Origin of the sequence: Halomonas sp. DP4Y7-1, assembly GCF_019800705.1 — a bacterium.
Taxonomy (GTDB): Bacteria; Pseudomonadota; Gammaproteobacteria; order Pseudomonadales; family Halomonadaceae; genus Halomonas; species Halomonas litopenaei_A.
Map to the genome: position 1 here is coordinate 140914 of NZ_JAHVKS010000003.1, position 20198 is coordinate 161111.

At 62.0% G+C, this 20198-nt stretch carries 17 protein-coding genes; 9 read left to right on the plus strand and 8 right to left on the minus strand.

Features of this window, described 5'->3' with window-relative positions:
- Positions 1-74 precede the first annotated feature (74 nt).
- Positions 75-1025 (plus strand): D-2-hydroxyacid dehydrogenase family protein, encoded by a 951-nt coding sequence (locus KUV72_RS07045; protein WP_222237871.1) that lies wholly within the window; start codon positions 75-77, stop codon positions 1023-1025.
- 243 nt (positions 1026-1268) lie between these two features.
- A complete protein-coding gene (locus KUV72_RS07050; RefSeq protein ID WP_222237872.1) occupies positions 1269-1985 on the plus strand; it encodes a GntR family transcriptional regulator in 717 nt (238 codons plus the stop codon).
- 94 nt (positions 1986-2079) lie between these two features.
- On the opposite strand, the gene KUV72_RS07055 is transcribed toward KUV72_RS07050, so the two are convergent.
- From KUV72_RS07055 to KUV72_RS07075, 5 genes are all read right to left on the minus strand, one after another.
- The gene (locus KUV72_RS07055; RefSeq protein ID WP_222237873.1) at positions 2080-3324 is read right to left on the minus strand and encodes a cysteine desulfurase-like protein; all 1245 of its coding nucleotides are present in this window, start codon (positions 3322-3324) and stop codon (positions 2080-2082) included.
- Positions 3325-3417: 93 nt separating this feature from the next.
- Complete coding sequence (locus KUV72_RS07060) at positions 3418-4221, minus strand: amino acid ABC transporter ATP-binding protein (RefSeq protein WP_222237874.1); 804 nt, start codon at positions 4219-4221, stop codon at positions 3418-3420.
- An 11-nt stretch (positions 4222-4232) separates the two neighbouring features.
- A complete protein-coding gene (locus KUV72_RS07065; protein ID WP_222162311.1) occupies positions 4233-4904 on the minus strand; it encodes an amino acid ABC transporter permease in 672 nt (223 codons plus the stop codon).
- Between the two features lie 62 nt (positions 4905-4966).
- Complete coding sequence (locus tag KUV72_RS07070; RefSeq protein ID WP_206941983.1) at positions 4967-5773, minus strand: transporter substrate-binding domain-containing protein; 807 nt, start codon at positions 5771-5773, stop codon at positions 4967-4969.
- Positions 5774-5936: 163 nt separating this feature from the next.
- Positions 5937-6839: an allantoinase PuuE gene (locus KUV72_RS07075; protein ID WP_206941985.1), complete on the minus strand. Its 903-nt coding sequence runs from the start codon at positions 6837-6839 to the stop codon at positions 5937-5939.
- A gap of 291 nt (positions 6840-7130) precedes the next feature.
- On the opposite strand from KUV72_RS07075, the gene KUV72_RS07080 reads away from it, so the two are divergent.
- On the plus strand, positions 7131-8762 hold the full coding sequence (locus tag KUV72_RS07080) for a 5-guanidino-2-oxopentanoate decarboxylase (protein WP_222237875.1): 1632 nt from the start codon (positions 7131-7133) through the stop codon (positions 8760-8762).
- A 17-nt stretch (positions 8763-8779) separates the two neighbouring features.
- Here KUV72_RS07080 and KUV72_RS07085 read toward each other — a convergent pair whose 3' ends face one another.
- Positions 8780-9688 (minus strand): LysR substrate-binding domain-containing protein, encoded by a 909-nt coding sequence (locus KUV72_RS07085; RefSeq protein WP_222237876.1) that lies wholly within the window; start codon positions 9686-9688, stop codon positions 8780-8782.
- A gap of 107 nt (positions 9689-9795) precedes the next feature.
- Here KUV72_RS07085 and KUV72_RS07090 point away from each other — a divergent pair, with 107 nt between their 5' ends.
- The 5 genes from KUV72_RS07090 (at position 9796) to KUV72_RS07110 (ending at position 16655) form a co-directional block, all read left to right on the plus strand.
- Entirely contained in the window at positions 9796-11187 is a 1392-nt protein-coding gene (locus KUV72_RS07090) for a YjiH family protein (protein WP_206941990.1), read from the plus strand.
- A 125-nt stretch (positions 11188-11312) separates the two neighbouring features.
- Complete coding sequence (locus KUV72_RS07095; protein WP_222237877.1) at positions 11313-13046, plus strand: amidohydrolase; 1734 nt, start codon at positions 11313-11315, stop codon at positions 13044-13046.
- 46 nt (positions 13047-13092) lie between these two features.
- Positions 13093-14226 (plus strand): CobW family GTP-binding protein, encoded by a 1134-nt coding sequence (locus tag KUV72_RS07100; RefSeq protein WP_222237878.1) that lies wholly within the window; start codon positions 13093-13095, stop codon positions 14224-14226.
- Complete coding sequence (locus KUV72_RS07105) at positions 14219-15331, plus strand: succinylglutamate desuccinylase/aspartoacylase family protein (protein ID WP_222237879.1); 1113 nt, start codon at positions 14219-14221, stop codon at positions 15329-15331. The genes KUV72_RS07100 and KUV72_RS07105 overlap by 8 nt, the downstream gene beginning before the upstream one ends.
- 118 nt (positions 15332-15449) lie before the next feature.
- Entirely contained in the window at positions 15450-16655 is a 1206-nt protein-coding gene (locus KUV72_RS07110) for a pyridoxal phosphate-dependent aminotransferase (RefSeq protein WP_222237880.1), read from the plus strand.
- A 133-nt stretch (positions 16656-16788) separates the two neighbouring features.
- On the opposite strand, the gene KUV72_RS07115 is transcribed toward KUV72_RS07110, so the two are convergent.
- Positions 16789-17850, minus strand: coding sequence for an alcohol dehydrogenase family protein (locus tag KUV72_RS07115; protein WP_206941999.1), 1062 nt, complete (start codon positions 17848-17850; stop codon positions 16789-16791).
- The gene (locus KUV72_RS07120) at positions 17850-18365 is read right to left on the minus strand and encodes a TetR/AcrR family transcriptional regulator (protein WP_222162301.1); all 516 of its coding nucleotides are present in this window, start codon (positions 18363-18365) and stop codon (positions 17850-17852) included. Before KUV72_RS07120 ends, KUV72_RS07115 begins: the two co-directional genes overlap by 1 nt.
- 278 nt (positions 18366-18643) lie before the next feature.
- Here KUV72_RS07120 and KUV72_RS07125 point away from each other — a divergent pair, with 278 nt between their 5' ends.
- On the plus strand, positions 18644-20110 hold the full coding sequence (locus KUV72_RS07125) for a peptide MFS transporter (RefSeq protein ID WP_222237881.1): 1467 nt from the start codon (positions 18644-18646) through the stop codon (positions 20108-20110).
- Positions 20111-20198: the final 88 nt, after the last annotated feature.

A 20198-nucleotide genomic window follows, 5' to 3' on the forward strand; every position in this document is an offset into this window, starting at 1 on the left:
AGTAGGGCGCGACTCACCTCCTGTGGCATGCTTGTCACTCCCTCGTCTCACTGCGCCTCACCCCGGAGCCCGCCATGAACATCGTGATTCCCGATGACTACCAGGATGTCGTTCGCCATCTGTCGGCCTTTGACCGTCTGTCCGGCCACCAGGTCACGCTGTTCAACGACACGTTGACGTCGCTGGATGCCCAGGTTGAGCGCTTTCACCACGCGGAGGCACTCGTGTTGATCCGCGAGCGAACCCGGATCACCCGCGCACTGCTCGAACGGCTGCCGAAGCTCCGGGTCATCAGCCAGACCGGAGGTGGCGTGGCCCATATCGATCTCGAGGCCTGTCGCGAGCATGGTGTAACGGTGCTGGCAGGCCGCGGCTCGCCCACCGCCGCGGCGGAACTGACCTGGGCGCTGGTGCTGGCCGCCATGCGGCATATTCCCGAGGAAGTCGCCAACCTCAAGGCGGGTCGCTGGCAGCGTACGCTGGGCACCGCCCTGGAAGGCAGAACCCTCGGTATCCTGGGCTACGGCAAGATCGGTGCCCGTGTCGCTCGCTACGGCCAAGCCTTCGACATGAAAGTGCTGGCATGGGGGCGAGAGGGCTCCCGTGAGCGTGCCCGCCAGGCCGGCATCGAGGTCGTCGCCAGCCAACGCGAGCTGTTCGAGCGCAGCGACGTGCTTAGCCTGCACCTGCGCCTGAACGAGGCGACTCGCGGTATCGTCGGTAACGCTGACCTGGCGGCGATGAAATCCTGTGCGCTGCTGGTCAATACCAGTCGCGCTGAGCTGATCGCCTCTGGCGCCCTGGAGGCGGCGCTGCGCGCCGGACGCCCCGGCATGGCGGCGGTGGATGTGTTCGAGCAGGAACCGGTGGTCGAAGACCCTCTTCTGCACCTGCCAAATGTGCTGGCAACGCCCCACCTTGGCTACGTGGAAAAAGATGGCTATGAGCTGTACTTTGGCGATGCCTTCAGCAACCTTATCGCCTTTATTGAGGGGCAGAAAATCGACGATCTCGCCGCCCAATAGCCAATCGTTATTTGCCTCGCTATTGAGGACTCTAGGCTGTCACACAGCAGGTGATGACAGGGAGACATTCTTTGGTAGAAGCGGTATGACGTGGCGGCCATGGTCATGGTAGTCTCTGGAAAGAAATAGACCAGCGTCATATGCTGGTTTGTCTTTTTCTTATTCCACTTTTCACCTTGCCTAGACAGGCTTTCTCGCATCTGGGAGCCAGCACCAAGGAGAAAGGGATGGCGAGACGCAGCCATGTCGACAGACGCACCTTCATCCCCACATGAAAAGCCCGAAGCGCTGGCTGAAGAGCTTGTCTATGACCGCATCGTTGATGCGCTGATCGACAAGCGCCTTCGTCCCGGCGAGCGACTCAATGAGGCGAAGCTTGCCACGGCGTTCAACACGCCAAGAAGCCGCGTTCGGCGTGCGCTGAACCGACTGACGGCGGAGCGGCTGGTACGCTTCGAGATGCATCGGGGCGCCTTTGTCTCACTGCCGTCCGTCAAGGAAGCCTACGATATCTTCGAGACGAGGCTGCACATCGAAGCGGCGGTGGCACGCATCGCCTGCGAGCGCATCGATGCCAGCGGCATTGCCACCCTGCGTCAGCATCTGGCCCTGGAGCATCAGGTGTTCGAGGAACGCAAGCCCAGCGTCAACCGCATCTCCGGCGACTTTCACCTGCTGTTGGCGGAGCTGACCGGCAATGAAGAGCTGATCGCCATCGTGCGCCCCATCATCCGTCGCTTCTGTATTATCCAGTCACTCTACGAACGCCCCAGCGGGGTGCTATGCCTGACCCATGAGCACCAGTCCCTGGTCGATATGATCGAGGCCGGCGACGCCGAGGGCGCCGCCCAGTCGATGATGGAACACTGCCGGCATATCTTTTACAGCCTGGAACTGTCCGAGCAGCGACGCGCCGAGGCCAACATCTACGATATCGCCACCGACACCCGCCATCACTGACCAGGCCTGACTAGCCTTGTCAGCGATGGTGGGCGTTTTCGTCGGCGATAGGCCCCTGTCACCAGGCCTCGCTTCTGTCTATTGCGACCGTCTACTACAGCACCGCCTCCAGGGCCTGGATCAACCGGTCCACCTCGTCTTCGGTGTTGTAGTGCACCATCGAGACCCGCACGACACCCTGGATCTCCATCAGTCCGAGGTCCTCGGCCAGCTGACGCGCATAGAAGTCTCCGTAGCGAATACCGACCTTCGCGTCATCGATGCGCCTGACGATATCGTCAGACTGGCTTCCTTCCACAATAAAACTGATCGTCGCGACACGTTTGTCGATGTCAGCATCCGCTCTTCCGATGATACGGACGCGCTCTTTCTGATTGAGATAGTCGATCAGTTTCTTGCCGATTTTCGCCTCATGTGTCGCGATCCTGTCGAAGGAATCTTCCAGCCTATTGCGCAAGGATACGCCGTCGTCTTTAGGCGAAAACGATGTCAGATATTCGAGGATTCCTGTAGCGCTGTAGGTCAGCTCATAGTTGGGATTTCCCGGCTCCACTTTTCCCGGTATCTGGTCCTTGGTAAAGAAATGGTGATAGATGCTGTCCAGCTCCAGCAGGCACTCTTTCTTGACGTAAAGCACCGCGTGATGCGGCCCAAAGACCTTGTAGAGACTGAAACCGTAGTAGTCGACATCCCAGTCCTGGACATCGATGGCACGGTGGGGCGCGAAGGCCACGCCATCGACGCAGATGCGAGCACCGGCGTCGTGAGCCATGGCGGCGATCTTTTTGATCGGATTGATGGTGCCGAGCAGGTTGGAGACATGGGTCACGCAGACCAGCTTGGTTCGCTCGTTGAGCAGTTCGGCCAGGCTGTCGAGCTCCAGTTCCAGGGTCTCGGGATGGCAGTTCCAGAAGCGCAGCTTGACGCCTCGCGCTTGCAGACGTCGCCAGGGACCGATGTGACTTTCATGGTCGGTATTGGTCACGATGATTTCATCGCCCGGGGCGAACTGGCTCGCCATGGCGTCCGCCAGCAGCCGGAACTGAATGGTGGAGCTCGGCCCGAACACCAGCTCTTCCACATGCTGCGCATTGACCAGCGTCGCCACCGCTCGGCGACCGGCGTCGACCTTGGCCTTGGAGTGCTGGCTGGGGGCGTAGCTGGCCCCTAGCTGAACATTGTCGCCCAGCAGATAGTCGCTGATGCGATCCACCACGACACGCGGCACCTGAGCACCACCGGCGTTATCCATGAACACCCAGTCACTGGCAAGGGAGGGGAACTGGGCTCTGACGCTTTCCAGATCAAGCGGGGGGGCGGAATGTGATTCGAAAGCCATGGGGAATCCTTGAAGCTGGGTCGAGAGAAACTGGGTTAAGAGAAACTGGGTCGAGAGAAGCTGGGTTCAGAGAAACAGGGTCGAGGCCACGCCTCAGTGCGCCAGCACCGATTGGAAAAAGGCGCGGGTTCGATCTTCCTGCGGCGCCGAGAAGATCTGTTCGGGAGCGCCTTCCTCGACGATCTGTCCGGCCTCCATAAAGATCACCCGGTCCGCCACATGGCGGGCGAAGCCCATCTCGTGGGTCACCAGCAGCATGGTCACACCGGTACCGGCCAGGGTCTTGATGACGTCTAGCACCTCGCCGACCATCTCGGGGTCCAGCGCCGACGTCGGCTCATCGAACAGCAGCACCCGCGGCTCATTGGCCAGCGCCCGGGCGATGCCGACCCGCTGCTGCTGGCCGCCGGACAGGGCGCTCGGGTACTTGTACATCTGCTCGGCGATGCCAACCTTCTCCAGCAATTCCTTGGCTCTGGCCTGGGCAGCCCCTGGGCTCATGCCACGTACCCGAATCGGCCCGAGGGTGACGTTCTCCAGCACCGTCATGTTGGGAAACAGGTTGAAGCTCTGGAACACCATGCCCACGCCCTTGCGCACCTCGATCAGCTCAGGGCCAGGCTGCACTCGGGTGCCATCGACGTAGATGTCGCCGGCGCTGTAGGCCTCCAGATGATTGATGCAGCGAATCAGGGTCGACTTGCCTGATCCGGAAGGGCCGAGAATCGCCACCACCTCGCCTTCCGCCACCTCCAGGTCGATATTCTTCAACGCATGGAAATCACCGTAGTGCTTGTTCACGCCCTTGAGCGAGATGAGGGTTCTGCGGGCGGCGGCGGCTTGGCGGTCAAACGCAGCGGAAGGGGCCTGCGACACCGGTTGGGTCGGATCAATCATGACAATCTCCTTCAGGCTCGGCCTTGGGCGAAGCGTTTTTCGAGCAAGCCGACCAGCCTCACCAGCGGCAACAGCACCACCAGATACAGCAGCGCCGCACCAATCAGCGGGGTGGGATTGGCCGCCAGGGCCTGAGCCTGGGTCGCCTGCTTGAGTAGGTCGGGCATCGCCACCACCGAGGCCAGGGCGGTGTCCTTCATCACGTTGATGCAGTTGCTGGTCAGCGGCGGAATGATCAGGCGGATCGCCTGGGGCAGGACCACGTCGCACATCACCCGATACTGACTCAGGCCGATCGACTGGGCGGCCTCGAACTGGCCCCGAGGCACCGCCTCGATGCCGGCGCGATAGATCTCCGCGGCGTAGGCGCTGGAGATCATGGTCAGGGCGGTACAGGCTGCAGCAAACGGTGACAGGGTGATGCCGACGAACGGCAGTGCGTAGTAGACGATGACCAGCCACACCAGCACCGGCAGCGAGCGAAACACATCGATGTAGGCAATGGTCAGAAAGCGCAGTGGCTTGGGGCCGTAGAGGCGCAACAGCGCCAGCCCCAGCCCGCCGATCAGCCCCAGCAGGATGCTCAAGAAGCCCAGCGCGATGGTCATGCCGAGCCCTTGGACGAGCATCGGGAAGGTGCGTACTAGCACCTCCCAGTTAAAGAATGTCTGGACCAGGTCCATTCAACCAGCCTCCACGGCCGAGGGTGGGTGGGCCGTGGCGCGCGGGCGCCACGGCCCCGACATCACTTGGCGCTTGGCATATCACGCACGTCGACGGTGCTGGTGCCGGCATCCGGCGCGGCGCCGAACCAGGTCTCGTGCAGTTCGGCGATAAAGCCTTCCTGCTTGAGCTCGGTGATCACCTCACTGGCCTTGGCGGCAAGCTCGGCATCCTTGGCAAACATCATCGAGTACTGCTCACCGCTGGGAATGCGGCTGACCACTTCCAAGTTGGGCTTGTCGCGCACGTAGTACTGCACCGCCGGAATGTCGGAAATGTAGGCGTCGAGGCGGCCGCTGGACAGGTCAAGCATAGCCGGCTGCAGGCCCTCGTAGCGGCGGATCTCCTTGATGCCGTATTGCTCCTGATTCTCGCTGGTCCAGATGTCGCCGGTGGAACCGGTGTCTACGCCAACCACCTTGCCGTCCAGGTCCTCGAGCCCAGTGATGCCCTTGCTGGTGTGAGTCGCCAGAGACTGGTCACTGTCGTAGTAGGGCTGGGCAAAGGACACCGACTCGAGACGCTCATCGGTGATGGTGATGGAGGACACCGCCACGTCGATACGCCCGGACTGTACCGCCGAGAACAGGCCGTTGAAGGGAATGTTGCTGATCTCGACCTCGTCGTAGCCCAGGCGGCTGCCGACCTCGTTGACCAGGTCAATCTCGAAGCCGACGTAGTCACCGCTGTCGTCCTGGAATTCCCAGGGCAGGTTGCCGATGTTGGCGCCGACCTTGAGGGTCTCGGCCATGGCGCTGCCAGCGGCAAGGCTCAGGCCCAGGGCGGCGGCCAGGGTCACTACGCGTGGCGTCTTGGAAAAAAGGGTCATGGGACGTTCCTCTGCTTGTTGTCATTGTTGCGGAAGTGGCTATTTCTTGTGCGCCCCCAAGCGGCGGAAGCGCGGTTGTCTCTGTGCCGGTCCTGGGACCGGGTGCCGAGACCAGGCACTGTCGTAGCGATGCTGCTGTTCAGGCCAGCGATTGGATCAAGCGTCACGCGCCTGATTCACGCTCCAGCCAGGCTCTGGCGATCTCTTCCCGGGTCGCGAACCAGACCCCCTCGTGAGCCTGGGCGTAGGCGATAAAATCCTTGAGCGCGCGGATCTTTCCGGGCCGCCCGACCATCCGCGGATGCAGCCCCACGGACATCATTCGCGGCCCCCTCGCTGACTCTTCGAACAGCACGTCGAAGCCTTCCTTGAGGTTGTCGAGAAATTCGCGACCGGAGGTCAGTCCTGGCGAGAGCCAGAAGCGGAAGTCGTTCATGTCCGTGGTATAGGGCACCACCAACTGACGCTTGCCCTCCAACTCGGTGAAGTAGGGCACGTCGTCGTTGTAGGCGTCGGCGTCATACAGGAAACCGCCTTCTTCCAACAGCAGGCGCCGAGTATGCACGCTGGGTCCGTAGCGGCAGTACCAGCCAACAGGACGCTTGCCGGTGGTGGCGGTGATGGAGTCGATGGCCAGTCGAATATGCTCACGCTCTTCGTCTTCGCTCAAGCGAAAGACCTCTTCCCAGCGATAGCCGTGGCTGCAGAATTCATGGCCATCGGCACTCGCCACCCGAGCGACGCGGGGGTTTTGCTCAAGGGCCACGGCACAGGCAAAGAAGGTCGAGCGCACCCCGGCCTCGCGCAGGATATCGAGAATTCGCCAGATGCCGACTCGGGAGCCGTACTCGTACATCGATTCCATGGCCAGGTTACGGGTGCCGGCGGGGGTCACGTAGCTGCCCCACTCGGTCATCGATTCCTGGTCATCATCGCCCATGGCGAAGGAGCGCTCGGAGCCCTCCTCGTAGTTGACGACGACGTTGATCGCCAGACGGGCGCCGTTGGGCCAACGCCCGCCGGGGGGAGTATCGGCATAGCCGATGAGGTCGCGCTGCGGCAACATCCTGTCTCTCCTGAGGCCTCGCCACGCTGCACGAAGGCCGTGATTGTTAGTGTTGTTATGTGACCAATATAGGCCGGATCAGGATTGCACGCAATTTTGCGTGCGATAGGGTCAATAAAGCATATTGCTGAAAAATGAACAATGCATTTTCCCATTCACTGAACGATATCTCTACTGTGCTTCGCCATTCAGCGCGCCCCTTTCTTTTCAAAACGCGGGTTTTTTTGTAGCGCAAACCTGTCACCAGGCGCTAATCTCCGGTGCCCGACTCCAACAAGAAGGAAAGGCGACATGTTGACCTGTGGCGAAGCATTGGTTCAGCTACTTGAGGCTTATGGTGTTGATACCGTCTTCGGCATTCCCGGCGTCCACACGGTAGAACTTTACCGAGGGCTGCCTGCCACCCGGATCACTCATGTGACACCACGTCACGAGCAGGGTGCTGGCTTTATGGCCGATGGTTATGCACGTGTAACAGGAAAACCAGGCACCTGTTTCATCATTTCTGGTCCAGGAATGACGAATATACTGACCGCCATGGGCCAGGCTTACGCGGATTCCGTGCCCATGCTGGTGATTTCAAGCGTCAACCGACGCGAGCAGCTTGGCCTTGGCGAGGGCCGTCTGCACGAGCTGCCTTCCCAGCGCAACATGGTCGCTGGGGTCAGTGCTTTCAGCCATACCCTGCAGCAGCCCGACGAGCTGCCACGGGTACTGGCCAGAGCCTTTGCGGTGTTCCGCGGGGCTCGCCCAAGACCCGTGCATATCGAAATTCCGATTGATGTCATCACCGCCCCCGCCGATCACCTGGAGCTGGAGGCTGCCGCACTGCCAGCCCCTCCTGCACCGGATACGGCGCTGGTGGACGCCGCCGCCGAGCTGCTGGCAACAGCCAAGCAGCCGGTCGTTCTGCTTGGGGGTGGCGCGGCCGACCATGGTGAGGCTGCCCGCGCGCTGGTCGAGGCACTGGATGCCCCCACCACCTGCACCGTCAATGCCAAGGGTCTGCTGCCGAAGGGTCATCCACTGGCGCTGGGCTCCACCCAGTCCCTGGACCCTGTGCGCAAGCTGGTACGAGAGGCGGACGTGGTACTGGCCATCGGCACAGAGCTTGGCGAGACCGACTATGACGCGGTCTTCGACGGTAACTTCAGGATCGACGGTCGTTTGATTCGCGTCGACATCGATGCCGAGCAGCTGCAACGTAACCACCTTGCGCACCTTGCCATCGTCAGCGACGCCGGGCGTTTCATGCAGGCGCTGCTCGAGCGTATTTCTATCCCATCGGCCACCCCATCAGCCACCCCAGCGGCCGCCGCGACGCCGACGCCAGGACAGCAGCGGGTGGCGGACATCCAGCGTCAGCTCGCCCCCGAGTGGCCGCCTGCCTGGCGCACCCAGCAACGCGTGCTCGAGCTGGTCCAGCGCACGCTGCCAGGCGCTATCGTCGTGGGAGATTCGACCCAGCCGGTCTACTCGGGCAACTTCCTCTACGAGGCCGAGTCGCCGCGCAGCTGGTTCAATTCATCAACCGGCTACGGCACCTTGGGCTACGGCCTTCCCGCCGCCATCGGCGCCAAGCTGGCCGCTCCCAACCGCCCCGTCGTATCGCTGATCGGTGATGGGGGCATCCAGTTCACCCTGCCGGAACTGGCCTCGGCGGTGGAAACCAAGACGCCCATCGTCATCCTGCTGTGGAACAACCAGGGCTACGGCGAGATCAAGCGTTATATGCAGGAGCGGGAAATTCCCACAATAGGGGTGGATATCTATACGCCTGACCTGGTGGCCATCGCGCGGGGCTACGGCTGCGAGGCCCATACCGCGACCGGCCTCGACCACCTTGAGCGTCTGCTGCAACAGGCCAAAGAGGCCGACGGCCCGTGGTTGATCGAGGTGCGTGAAGAGGGCGACTTTGCCTGATCATCCGCTCTTGCAGGCTAACCATCAGCCTGTTGGATGGAAGACAGCAGCCAGTGGCTAAAGGCCTCGATGCGATGATCGGGATGCCGTCCGCGTGGCGTCACCACGTAGTAGTTGCCGATCATCAGAGGTGTCGTGGACGCCGCCACCAACCGCCCATCGGCCAGCTCCTGGTCCACGAAGTAGTCAGGTAGCACGGTGGCTCCCACCCCGTGCAACGCGGCATCCAGCACAAAGCGAAAGTGCTCGAAGCGCTGCCCCGGCAGCGCTTCGATCTGCTCCCCACTGAGCCCAGCCGCCTCCAGCCAGAGAAAGGTCGAGGATAGCCGTGCCGAGCTGACGCAGGTGTGGTGAATCAGCGGGTAGCGGAGCAGTTCTTCGGTGTGATCGATCACGCCATAGCGGTCGCGCAGCGTGGGCGTACATACCGCCACCAGCGAGCACGGCATCAGCAGTCGGCACTCCAGATCGGGCCACTGCCCATCCCCATAGAGAATCGCCACGTCGAAGCCATCTCGGCGTTCATAGAGCCGCCTCAAGTCATTCATGATTTCGATCTGAATGTCCGGATGGCGCTGCTGAAACGCCGGCAACCGTGGCAACAGCCAGCGCATGGCGAAGGAGGGCTCTGCTCCCACATGGCACTGCCCCGACCAGCGCGCCAGCAACTTTGCTGTAGCGGCTTCGATCTGCTCCATGGAAGGGGAAATTTCACGCAAGTAATCGGCACCTTCACTGGTCAGCTCTAGCCGTTGACGCACCCGCCGAAACAGCTCGCAACCGAGCATCTCTTCGAGATTTCGGATCTGACGACTGACCGCGCTTTGGGTCAGACTCATCTCTTCCGCCGCCCGGGTCATGCTGAGATGACGTGCGGTTGCCTCGAAGCAGGCGAGAGACACCATGGTGGGCAGTTGACGGGCCACGAAAGTTCATTCCATTTGCGCATGACATGTGAAGAATAAATCGTTATTCGGTTCCCGCCAAGCTTCCTAGACTGATACTCGACAACAACGAATAAACTGGTAACCACATGCACGATATCCCCGAAATAAAAGCGCATTCCGGTGGACTTTTTCAGATATTACGTCAGTATCGTCGCTCCCAACTGCTAAAGTTCCTCCTGCCGACCCTCCTCGGTATTCTGCTGTTTCTGACTCCCGTCTTTGTCGATGGCCGCATCACGGTGATGATTGCCTTCATCGTCGACATCATCAACGCCGTGATCAAACCCATCATGGTGGAAGGTACGGTACTGGTCACCGTCATCCCCACCATCGCCACCGTGGTGGTCAGCCTGACGACGCTGAAGCACAACCAGAACAGGTTCATCCAGCTGTTCAATCCTGGCCCGGTGTGGACGCTGGTACGCGTTACCGGCGCCATTCTGATGGTCATGGTGTACTTCCAGTGGGGCCCTGAGTGGATCTGGCACCGCGACACCGGAGGCGTGCTGCTGTACGACGTGGGCCCCGTGGTGGTGGCGATCTGCCTGCTGTCTTCGGTGCTGTTGCCGCTGCTGACCGACTACGGGCTGATGGAGTTCGTCGGCAGCCTGCTGAGCCGTGCGTTCGAGCGCCTGTTCGGCCTTCCCGGCCGCTCCGCGGTGGATAGCCTGGCGTCCTGGCTGTCATCATCGAGTGTCGGCATCATTCTGACGACGCAACAGTACCGCAACGGCTTCTACTCCATGCGTGAAGCCTGCATCATCTCGACCAACTTCTCGATCGTCTCCCTGGCCTACGCGTACCTGCTGATCAAGCTGATCGGTCTCGAGCAGCATTTCCTGATCTGGTACGCCAGCGTTGCCGTCACGGGCTTCGTCTGCGCCCTGATCATTCCGCGCCTGCCTCCCTTGTCACGCAAGCCTCACTCCTACTTTCCACCAGAAGGCCAGCAACAGGTGCAAGACCGCCAGACAGGAGAAAGCCTGTTGGCCCTGGGCGTGCGTCGCGCGGTGGAGCGCGCCGAGCACGCTGCTTCCCCGCTGGAGCTGGTCAAGCGTGGCCTGCATGTCGGCGGCGACATCATCATCACGATATACCCGGCGATGATGGTCATCGGCTGTACGGGGCTTGCACTGGTGCAGTTCACCGATATCGTCCACATCCTCTCGCTGCCGCTGGTACCGCTGCTCGACCTACTGGCACTGCCGGAAGCTGAACAGGCAGCGCCCGCGCTGCTGGCGGGCCTGATCGACAGCATCATGCCGTCACTGCTGGGGGCTGGCATCGAAAGTGAAGTCACCCGCTTTGTCCTGGCCGGTGTCGCTGTCAATCAGATCGTGTTCTTCACCGAAGTGGCCATCGTGCTCGTCAGAGCCAACATCGGCCTGAGCCTTCTGGACCTGGTGTGGATCTATCTGCTGCGGGTGCTGGTGTCCTTGCCGGTGCTGTCACTGCTCGGCCACCTGCTGCTCGGTTGACGAAAACGGCACGGTGGCCCCCAGCACCGTGCCCATCCCCACGCTGTCACTACACGCGTCGGTACTTGTGAACGTCAGGGGCCTCACGGCCCCTTGTCGATGATTACCTTCAGGAAATCGATGTCATGGCGAATGCCGCACCACTTTCCGCCCCTCACATGGGCAGCGAGCTTCCACAGGCTGACCTGGTCCTTACCAACGGCCGTATCTATACCGTCAATGAGGCCCAGCCCTGGGCCCAGGCAGTCGCCATTGCCAATGGGCGTTTCCTCGTGGTGGGTGATGACACCGACGTTGCCGCAACCATCGGCCCCCACACCCGGGTGGTGGACCTGAAAGGTCGCTTTGCCATGCCTGGTCTGTATGACATGCATACCCATCCGGATCTTGCGCTGGCCCCTGACTATGCCGGCTATCTGGATGTGGGCATCGAGGACCCGACGCCCGCCCAGGTCCGGCAGGCGATCCTCGACTATGCCGAGCAGACGCCCGAAGGCTGGATCTACGGCGCCTATTTCGTCCGCTACACCTTCAAGCAGGCCGGGCTGACGGCGGACCGCCACTGGCTCGACAGCGTCATTGCCGACAGGCCGGTGGCCATTCTCGATCGCTCATGGGGTTGCATGCTGGCCAACTCCAAGGCGCTGGAACTGGCGGGCATCACGGCAGACACCAGCGACCCCCGCCATGGCTACATCGAGCGCGACAGCATCAGCGGAGAACCCACCGGTATTCTGGTCGACGGCGCCTACGCCATGATCCATGCCGCCATGCCGCCGACACCGGCCCAGGCGCTCTACCGCGCCTACCGCGATGGGGTGCATTTCCAAAGCTCACGCGGGGTGGTCGGCACCAAGTACGTGCACGTCTGCGAGCATCGGCTGGATGCGCTCAAGCGTCTGGATCAGGAAGGCCGCCTGACCGCACGGGTCGAAGCCGCCATCAGCTGGCAGGATGACATCTTCCCGGTCAAGCGTCGCTGGGAGCTGCTGGCCGGTGAGCGCCACTTCTATCGCAGCGCCAGACTCAACGCCAACGCGGTCAAGTTTCACTTCGACGGCACCCATGAATCCCGTTCGTCCTATCTGTCGAGCCCTTGGCCCGGCGAGAAGGACTGGCAAGGGCATCTGAACCTGACCCCCGAGCACGTCTGCGACATGATCGCCGACATGGATCGCCGAGGCATTCGAGTCATCGCCCACTGCACCGGCGATGGCGCCTCAGATATTTTTCTCAACGCCATCGCCGAAGCCAAGCGTCGTAATGGCGGCCTGCGCATGCGCCACCAGTGCGCCCACAGCACCACCCTGCTCGACGCCAATCTGCCGCGCTTCGCCGAGCTGGATGCGATTGCCGAATTCTCGCCGGTGGGCTGGTTCCCCTCATCGTTCGCCTACGCACGTGCCGTGTTCGGTGAGCAGCGCATGCAGCGCGCCTACAACTTTGCCGGCGTGTTGCAGGCAGGCGGTGTCGCGGTGATGGGCACCGATTGGCCGGTCTCGAACCCGGACCCCTGGATCGGGCTGGAAGCCATGGTCACTCGCGCCAATCCCTGGTCACAGGACAACGAGACCTTCCACGGCACCCCCATCAGCCTGGAGCAGGCCATCCGCGTGGCGACCCTCAATGGCGCCTACGCCATGGGCATGGAGCACCAGGCCGGCTCCATCGAGGTTGGCAAGTCCGCCGACCTGATCGTGCTGGACCGTAATCTGTTCGAGGTGCCCGCCCGTGGCGGCATTCATGCCACCCAGGTGGAGTGGACGCTGCTGGAAGGTCGCCCGACCTGGGACGCCGCAGGTGACTTCCAGCAGAGCGAGCTCGAAGCCGTGTGGACTCAGCCGCCGCCGGCGTTCTGAGACACCACGTTGCGATGACTAAAGCCTAACGCCCAGGAGACGACCCATGGCATCTTCACTCCCTGTCGTTCCCGTTACCTTGATCACCGGGTTTCTCGGGGCGGGAAAGACGACCCTGCTCAACCACCTGCTGCATGCCACCAGCGGTCGGCGCGTCGCGGTGATGGTCAATGACTTTGGCGCCATCAATATCGACAAGGACTTGATCATCAGCGAAACCCAGACCACCGTCAGCCTGGCCAACGGCTGCATCTGCTGCACGGTGGAGGGCGATCTTATCGATCAGCTGACGGGACTGCTGAACATGCAGGCAGGCCGCCCGGAGCACATCGTGATCGAGGCCAGCGGTGTCTCCAATCCGACCAAGATCGCCAATACGCTGCGCTACCCGATCTTTCGTGACAGGGTCACCATCGACAGTATTCTCACGGTGGTCGACGCCGAACAGTTCGATCGCCTGGATGGCGATATGGCGAGACTGGCCACGGAGCAGCTGGATGTGGCCGATATGGTGATACTGAACAAGACCGATCTGGCCAGCGATGCGCAGATCGACGCCTTCGAGCGCCGTTGGCTCTACCCGGGAGTTCGTCTATACAAGACCCAGCGGGGACAGGTGCCGCTCTCGATGGTACTGGGCGTCGATGTGGGTCAGCGCCCCATATCGCTGCGGGCGATGCCATCATCCCCCGGTGGCCTGGTCGCTCCACGCCAGGGCGCCGGCGAGGACCATGCCGCCCGTTTCACCAGCACCCATTGGACCAGCCATTATCCCGTCCGGCTGCAGGCGCTGCGAGAAGCGCTGCGCGCACTGCCTACGTCCATCTACCGGGCCAAGGGGATCTGCTATCCAGAGGAGATGAACGGTCGCGCGGTAGCGGTGCACCTGGTCGGCAGCCGTATCGATATAGCGCCCCTTGGAGACAGTGGTTTGGCAGATACCTCCATGGCAGAAAGTACCTTGGCAGATACCTCCATGGCAGACGCCTGCAGCCGCCTGATCATGATCGCCCCGCTAGGAGGCATCGACCCGCTGACGCTGCAGGAAACGCTGGATGCTTGCGTGGTGTGGCCAACCTACATAGAAAAGGCCCACCACGATGCGCGTCCACAAGCGTCCGTGACACAGGACATGGCCCCACCAACGACCTATCAGGACGGGAATACCGAGTATGCGTGAACAGCGCTGCCCGCTGCTGCCAGCGGTGCATGGAGTGGAACGAACCCTGACCAGCTTTCATTTCGGTGAAGGAGCTCGCAAGGCCTACCTGCAGGCCAGCCTGCATGGCGATGAAATTCCCGGCATGCTGGTGCTCCACCACCTGCGCCAGCTGATCGCCGACGCCGAAGACAGCCACCTGCTGCGCGGGGAGATCGTCCTGGTCCCGGTGGCCAACCCCATCGCCCTGGGCCAACGCCTGATGCACGATGCCATGGGCCGCTTCGACTTCACCACCGGCCTCAACTTCAATCGTGACTATCCGGATCTGGCCACCCCCCTGATGGCGGCGCTGAAAGGGCAGCTCGGCCCTTCCCCCCAGGACAACCGCCGGATCATCCGCCAGGCCCTGGCAGGGGCCATCGACAGGCTGCCCTGTGACAGCGAAATCCGGTCACTCAAGCAGGCCCAACTGCGTCTGGCCCATGACGCCGATCTGGTGCTGGACCTGCACTGCGATGCCCAGGCGATTGTTCATCTGTATCTGGAAGCCCCCTACTGGCCACAGCTCGAGCCGTTGGCCCGCTATCTGGGCGCCGAGGCCATGTTGCTGGGGACAGGCACAGGATCCTTTTCCTTCGACGAGGCCTGCGGCCAGCCCTGGTGGCGGCTGGCCAACCACTTTGAGGATCGCTTCCCTGTTCCCGCGGCCTGCGTAACCGCCACCGTGGAACTGCGCGGAGAGCAGGACGTAGACCACGACACCGCACGGGCCGATGCCATTGCCCTGTATCGCTACCTGGTCCAGCAAGGCTTCATCGCTGACGAGATTCCCCCGGCGCCCGCCTTGAAGGCCGAGCCCACCCCCTTCCAGGGCGTGCTGACCGTCAAGGCGCCGGTGGCGGGAGTGGTGGCCTTTCATGTGGCCCCCGGGGATCGCGTTGACGTCGGCCAGCGATTGGCGGATCTGGTCGACCCACTCACGGCGGAAGTGACGCCGGTGGTCAGCGCCAGTCAGGGCGTCGTCTACATGCGCACATCCAGTCGCTATCTGCCCCCCGGAGCAGAACTGTGCAAGATCGCCGGAAAAACCCCGCTGGACCAGGGGGGGCAGGTATCCGCCTGACGCGCTCAGGACACCCGATGGGTCCCATGACCTCACAGCATTTACGCCAGACCATTGACACCAGATCGTCTACGCCAGGCACTCGCCAAAGCCTGGCTCAATAGCTCAGGAGCTTTGCATGAAATATTCCTCATTGGTGGGCCGTATCGCCGGCGAGACCGTTACCGCCTGGGACATCCACTTCGCGGCCTGTGACGCCGCCGAACGGGGTGAAGACGTCATCGTGCTGAGTATCGGCGACCCCGACTTCACCACCGACCCCCGCATCATCGAAGCCGCCGTGGAGGCGCTGGCGGCTGGCGATACCCACTACACCCCAGTGACCGGACGAGAAGAGGTGCGCCGTGCCATCGCCGCCAAACAGCGCCGCCTCCAGGGCACGCCGGTCTCCGCCGATGAGGTGACGCTGGTGGCGGGGGCACAAAATGGGCTGTTCGCCACCGCCCTGTGTCTGTTTGAACACGGCGACGACGTGCTCGTCCCCGAACCCATGTACCTGACCTATGCCGCCAGCCTGCAGGCGTCCGGGGCACGCATGGTGCCCATCGCCCAGCATGCCGATGACGACTTCCGGCTGACCCGAGAGGCGATAGAAGCGGCGCTGACGCCCAACACTCGCGGCATCGCCTTTGCCACGCCCAACAATCCCACCGGCAACGTCTACCGCCCGGAAGAGCTCGAGGCAATCGCCGAGGTCGCGCGGCGCCATGACCTGTGGGTGATCTCCGACGAGGTCTACGGTCAGCTGACCTACGACTGCGACCATCAAAGCATTGCCAGCCTGCCGGGTATGCAGGAGCGGACCATTGTCATCAACAGCCTGTCGAAATCCCATGCCATGACCGGTTGGCGTACCGGCTGGGTGGTGGGACCGAAGACGCTGATCGGGCATCTGGATAACCTGCTGCTGAGCATGCTGTATGGCCTGCCAGGTTTCGTTCAGCAGGCCACTCTGCGCGCCCTGGAGCTGGACGACGACATTGTCGACCAGGCGCGCGAGGTCTATCGGCGCCGCCGGGCGATTGTGATGGAGGGTCTGGGACAGTGCTCGCGGCTTGGCATCAAGGCGCCCGAGGCGGGTATGTTCATGCTGGTGGACATCCGCGAGACGGGGCTTTCGAGCATCGACTTCGCCTGGCAGCTGTTCCGCAGCACCGGAGTCTCGGTACTGGATGCGGAAGCCTTCGGCAGCAGCGCCAAAGGCTTCGTGCGGCTATCCTTCGCCGTGTCCGAGGCGCAGCTTGAAGACGCCTGCCAGCGCATTGCACGCTTCGTGGATGGACTGCCGACGAGCGCAAACCAAGCTAACGCAATGCAGCTGTAGCGTCGCATTACCTGCCTTTCCGGCATGACGGCAAGCTCTGGAGGCCATTGCAGGATCAGCATGATCTCGACGGCGGCCTCCAGAGACCTTCATGGTTTTATCTGGACTCCCTCGCTAGCGCGGAATCACCCCATCAACGCTGGCTGCCGACGTCCAGCACCAGCTTCCCCACGTGATGCTTTTCCTGAAAGCGCTGCTGCGCCGTAGCGATGTCATCAAGCGTAAAGGTTGCTGCCACCAGGGGGGCAACCTGCCCCTGCTCGATACGCTCGACCAGGTTGCCGAAGACCTCCTCAGCCAACACGGTACAGCCCAACAGGCTGAGGTCCTTGAGGTAGAGCGTGCGAACGTCCAGCTCCACTAGAGGGCCCGCGATGGCGCCCGCAACAGCGTAACGTCCCCCCGGGCGCAGCACGTTCAAATACTCAGGCCATTGCTCACCCGCTACCAGATCGATCACTACGTCGACGCTATTCGCAGCGACATGCTCAGACAACGGCTGATCCCTCAGTACGATCTGGTTGGCACCCAGCTCACGCAGGATCTGCGCCTTGCCCTTCCCGGTCATGGCGATTACATCAGCTCCTCGGGCCTTGGCCAGCTGGACCACTGCAGACCCCACACCTCCGGAAGCCCCTGTCACCAGGACCTTGTCGCCTTCCACTACCTGGGCCCGGGTCAACATGTTTTCCGCGGTGGAGTAGGAACAAGGGAAGGACGCCAGCTCAACGTCGGAGAGCGCACTCTCGATACGGTAGGCATGTCGAGACGCCACCTTGGTGAACTCTGCAAAACCGCCATCACATTCCGAACCGAAGTACCAAGGAGCCGCCAGTTCCTGTCCAGCACTCTCGCGGACACAAGGTTCAATCAACACTCTCTCGCCCACCCGCGAGTCGTCGACACCACGACCTACCGCGACGATCCGGCCACACACATCAGCGCCCTGAATACGCGGGAACCGCAGAGGCTGACCAGACCAGCTGGCATCTTCGCTGTCACCGTCACCCTTGGAGTACCAGGCAAGGCGCGTATTAATATCGGTGTTGTTGACCCCGGCAGCCGCTACCTTGATCAGCACCTCTCCAGGGCCAGGCTGAGGCACCTGAAGGTCTTCACGGTATACCAGCATCTCAGGGCCGCCATGGCCCAGCAGCTGAACGCCTTTCATCATGTGGCATGGAACATCGTTCATCAGACATCTCCCAACAGTCGTCGAGCGGCTCGCTGGGCCGCGTGGATGGCAGCATCACCCTGAGTGGGCCAGGCACTGGAGGCACCTTCGTGGAGCAAAAACAGTTCTGCCGCCAGGTCAGGCCTGCCGCTGGCACTGCCCATCAGTTCACGCACCTCTCGCTTGTGGCGCATGACCGAGTCGGTGATGTGGACGTTGCCGGGAAACGCCGCAAAGGCACTCATCGACATACAGCCGTGGGGAGCATTGTCGGCCATCCACCTCCCTAGCCGATCAAACAGCACACAGACTGCTTCCGCCCCCGGAGCGGGCAGCGACTGTGACAGCAGCGCCAGATACCGCGCGTGTCGGTGATCCAGCGCGCCGATGACCATGGCCTCCTTGGAAGGGAAGTGCCGATACAAGGTCCTCAAGCTGACGCCCGAGGCAATCTTGAGCTCCGGCACGCTGGGCTCGGCGAAGCCACGCTGACTAAAGGCGGTTTCCAGCCCTTCGGCAATCTGTTCTCGATTCATGCACTGTCCTGGAGAAGGTGGTAGCGGCGCTACCTACTCTTCGTGGTAGAAAGAATGTTCTACCTTTAAGAGTAGAACATTCTTTCTACCCAAGGCAACCCATCGCGTTAGCGCCTGACGTCCAGCGGTGTAGCGGCGTCGGCAGCATTTGCGACCTTGCGGCGAAGCTTTGCCGTCTAGGGACACGAACTTTGCGCTGACGCGTGACAAACCTTAGGGTTTTCACCACGTCATTGCGCATTATCCGTTCGATATTGCTAACCATCGGGAGTTACTCCATGGAAACCTCCAATCCTGCCGGGAATTCCGGCAAAGAGCGCCGTTTTTTCGGCCATCCCTGGCCACTGGCCACCCTGTTCGGCATGGAGGTGTGGGAGCGCTTCTCTTTCTATGGCATGCAGGCGATCCTGCTGATCTACCTGTACTACGAGGCCAGCCGTGGTGGCCTAGCGATGGATCAATCGGTGGCCATCGGCATCGTCGGCGCTTACGGAAGCTCGGTGTATCTGGCAACCATTCTTGGTGGCTGGTTAGCCGACCGGGTCTTTGGGGCTGAGCGCACCCTGTTCTACTCCGGCATCGTGGTCATGCTCGGCCATATTGCCCTGGCGATCCTGCCAGGGGTCTACGGCGTCACAGCAGGCCTGATGCTGGTCGCTTTGGGCAGCGGTGGGGTCAAGGCCACCTGCTCGGCGCTGGTGGGCGCGCTCTACGAAGCGGGCAGTCCCAAGCGAGACGCAGGGTTCTCGATCTTCTATCTGGGCATCAATATCGGTGGCTTCGTCGGCCCTCTGCTGACCGGGCTGCTACAGCAAAAGGCCGGTTTTCATGTCGGCTTCGGTATCGCAGCGGTCGGTATGGCCATCGGTCTGGCCCAGTACACCGCGGGTCGCAAGGGCCTGCCGGATGACCAGAAGGTCGCCCCGAACCCTGTCGCGCCCACGACCCTCAAACGCTATCTGGTCATGGCGGTGATCGCGATCACCGTTCTGGTCGTAGCCACCCTGGGCGGGCTGGTACGCGCCAACAACCTGTCCGAAGTGATGCTGGCCATCATTGCCGTCGCCACTGTCGCCTACTTCGCCACCATCCTGCGCTCGTCACAGGTCACCCGCGAAGAGCGCAGCCGAGTCTTGGCCTTTATCCCGCTGTTTCTGACCAGTGCCGCCTACTGGGCGCTCTACAGCCAGTCCTATACCGTGATCACTGCCTTCTTCGACCAGCGCGTGGATCGCGTCGTGTTCGGTTGGGAGATTCCCGTTGGCTGGCTGGTATCGGTACAGGCGCTGACCATCATTCTGTTCTCCGGTGTCTTTGCCTGGCTGTGGACGACGCTAGGCAAACGCCAACCCTCGTCTGCCGGCAAGTTCGTCATTGCCATGGCCATCATCGGTGCGACCTTCCTGGGGTACCTGCCGTTTCTCGGTGAGGACGGTTCGAGCATGCCCCTGATCATGCTGGTGCTGTTGCTGCTGGGCTTCACCGCCTCTGAACTGTGCCTGTCCCCCATTGGCCTCTCGGTGACCACGAAACTGGCGCCGCGCTCCTTCCAGACTCAGATGATGGCGCTGTTCTTCCTGTCGTTGTCACTTGGCTTCGCTGCCGGCGGCAAGCTGGGCGCTTTCTATACCGAGGACAGCGAAGTCGGCTACTTTATCGCCATGGCGGCGATTGGCGGGGGTAGCGCCCTGCTGCTGGCTCTTTGCCTGCCCTTCATCCGCCGGGCGGTGCGCGGCGCCGACTGAGTCTGCCCTCGCCCCGCCCCTGCCACAGGGGACACACTCCGCACACGACGTACCAGGCGGCCATCGCCGCCTGGTTGTTGCATCGATT

Excerpts from the sequence above, each read along its gene's own strand:
- KUV72_RS07070 (WP_206941983.1), bottom strand. The coding sequence starts at position 5,773 with ATGACCCTTTTTTCCAAGACGCCACGCGTAGTGACCCTGGCCGCCGCC.
- KUV72_RS07090 (WP_206941990.1), top strand. The coding sequence starts at position 9,796 with ATGCACGATATCCCCGAAATAAAAGCGCATTCCGGTGGACTTTTTCAG.
- KUV72_RS07045 (WP_222237871.1), top strand. The coding sequence starts at position 75 with ATGAACATCGTGATTCCCGATGACTACCAGGATGTCGTTCGCCATCTG.
- KUV72_RS07110 (WP_222237880.1), top strand. The coding sequence starts at position 15,450 with ATGAAATATTCCTCATTGGTGGGCCGTATCGCCGGCGAGACCGTTACC.
- KUV72_RS07095 (WP_222237877.1), top strand. The coding sequence starts at position 11,313 with ATGGCGAATGCCGCACCACTTTCCGCCCCTCACATGGGCAGCGAGCTT.
- KUV72_RS07120 (WP_222162301.1), bottom strand. The coding sequence starts at position 18,365 with ATGAATCGAGAACAGATTGCCGAAGGGCTGGAAACCGCCTTTAGTCAG.
- KUV72_RS07050 (WP_222237872.1), top strand. The coding sequence starts at position 1,269 with ATGTCGACAGACGCACCTTCATCCCCACATGAAAAGCCCGAAGCGCTG.
- KUV72_RS07080 (WP_222237875.1), top strand. The coding sequence starts at position 7,131 with ATGTTGACCTGTGGCGAAGCATTGGTTCAGCTACTTGAGGCTTATGGT.
- KUV72_RS07115 (WP_206941999.1), bottom strand. The coding sequence starts at position 17,850 with ATGAACGATGTTCCATGCCACATGATGAAAGGCGTTCAGCTGCTGGGC.
- KUV72_RS07060 (WP_222237874.1), bottom strand. The coding sequence starts at position 4,221 with ATGATTGATCCGACCCAACCGGTGTCGCAGGCCCCTTCCGCTGCGTTT.
- KUV72_RS07105 (WP_222237879.1), top strand. The coding sequence starts at position 14,219 with ATGCGTGAACAGCGCTGCCCGCTGCTGCCAGCGGTGCATGGAGTGGAA.
- KUV72_RS07065 (WP_222162311.1), bottom strand. The coding sequence starts at position 4,904 with ATGGACCTGGTCCAGACATTCTTTAACTGGGAGGTGCTAGTACGCACC.
- KUV72_RS07125 (WP_222237881.1), top strand. The coding sequence starts at position 18,644 with ATGGAAACCTCCAATCCTGCCGGGAATTCCGGCAAAGAGCGCCGTTTT.
- KUV72_RS07055 (WP_222237873.1), bottom strand. The coding sequence starts at position 3,324 with ATGGCTTTCGAATCACATTCCGCCCCCCCGCTTGATCTGGAAAGCGTC.
- KUV72_RS07075 (WP_206941985.1), bottom strand. The coding sequence starts at position 6,839 with ATGTTGCCGCAGCGCGACCTCATCGGCTATGCCGATACTCCCCCCGGC.
- KUV72_RS07100 (WP_222237878.1), top strand. The coding sequence starts at position 13,093 with ATGGCATCTTCACTCCCTGTCGTTCCCGTTACCTTGATCACCGGGTTT.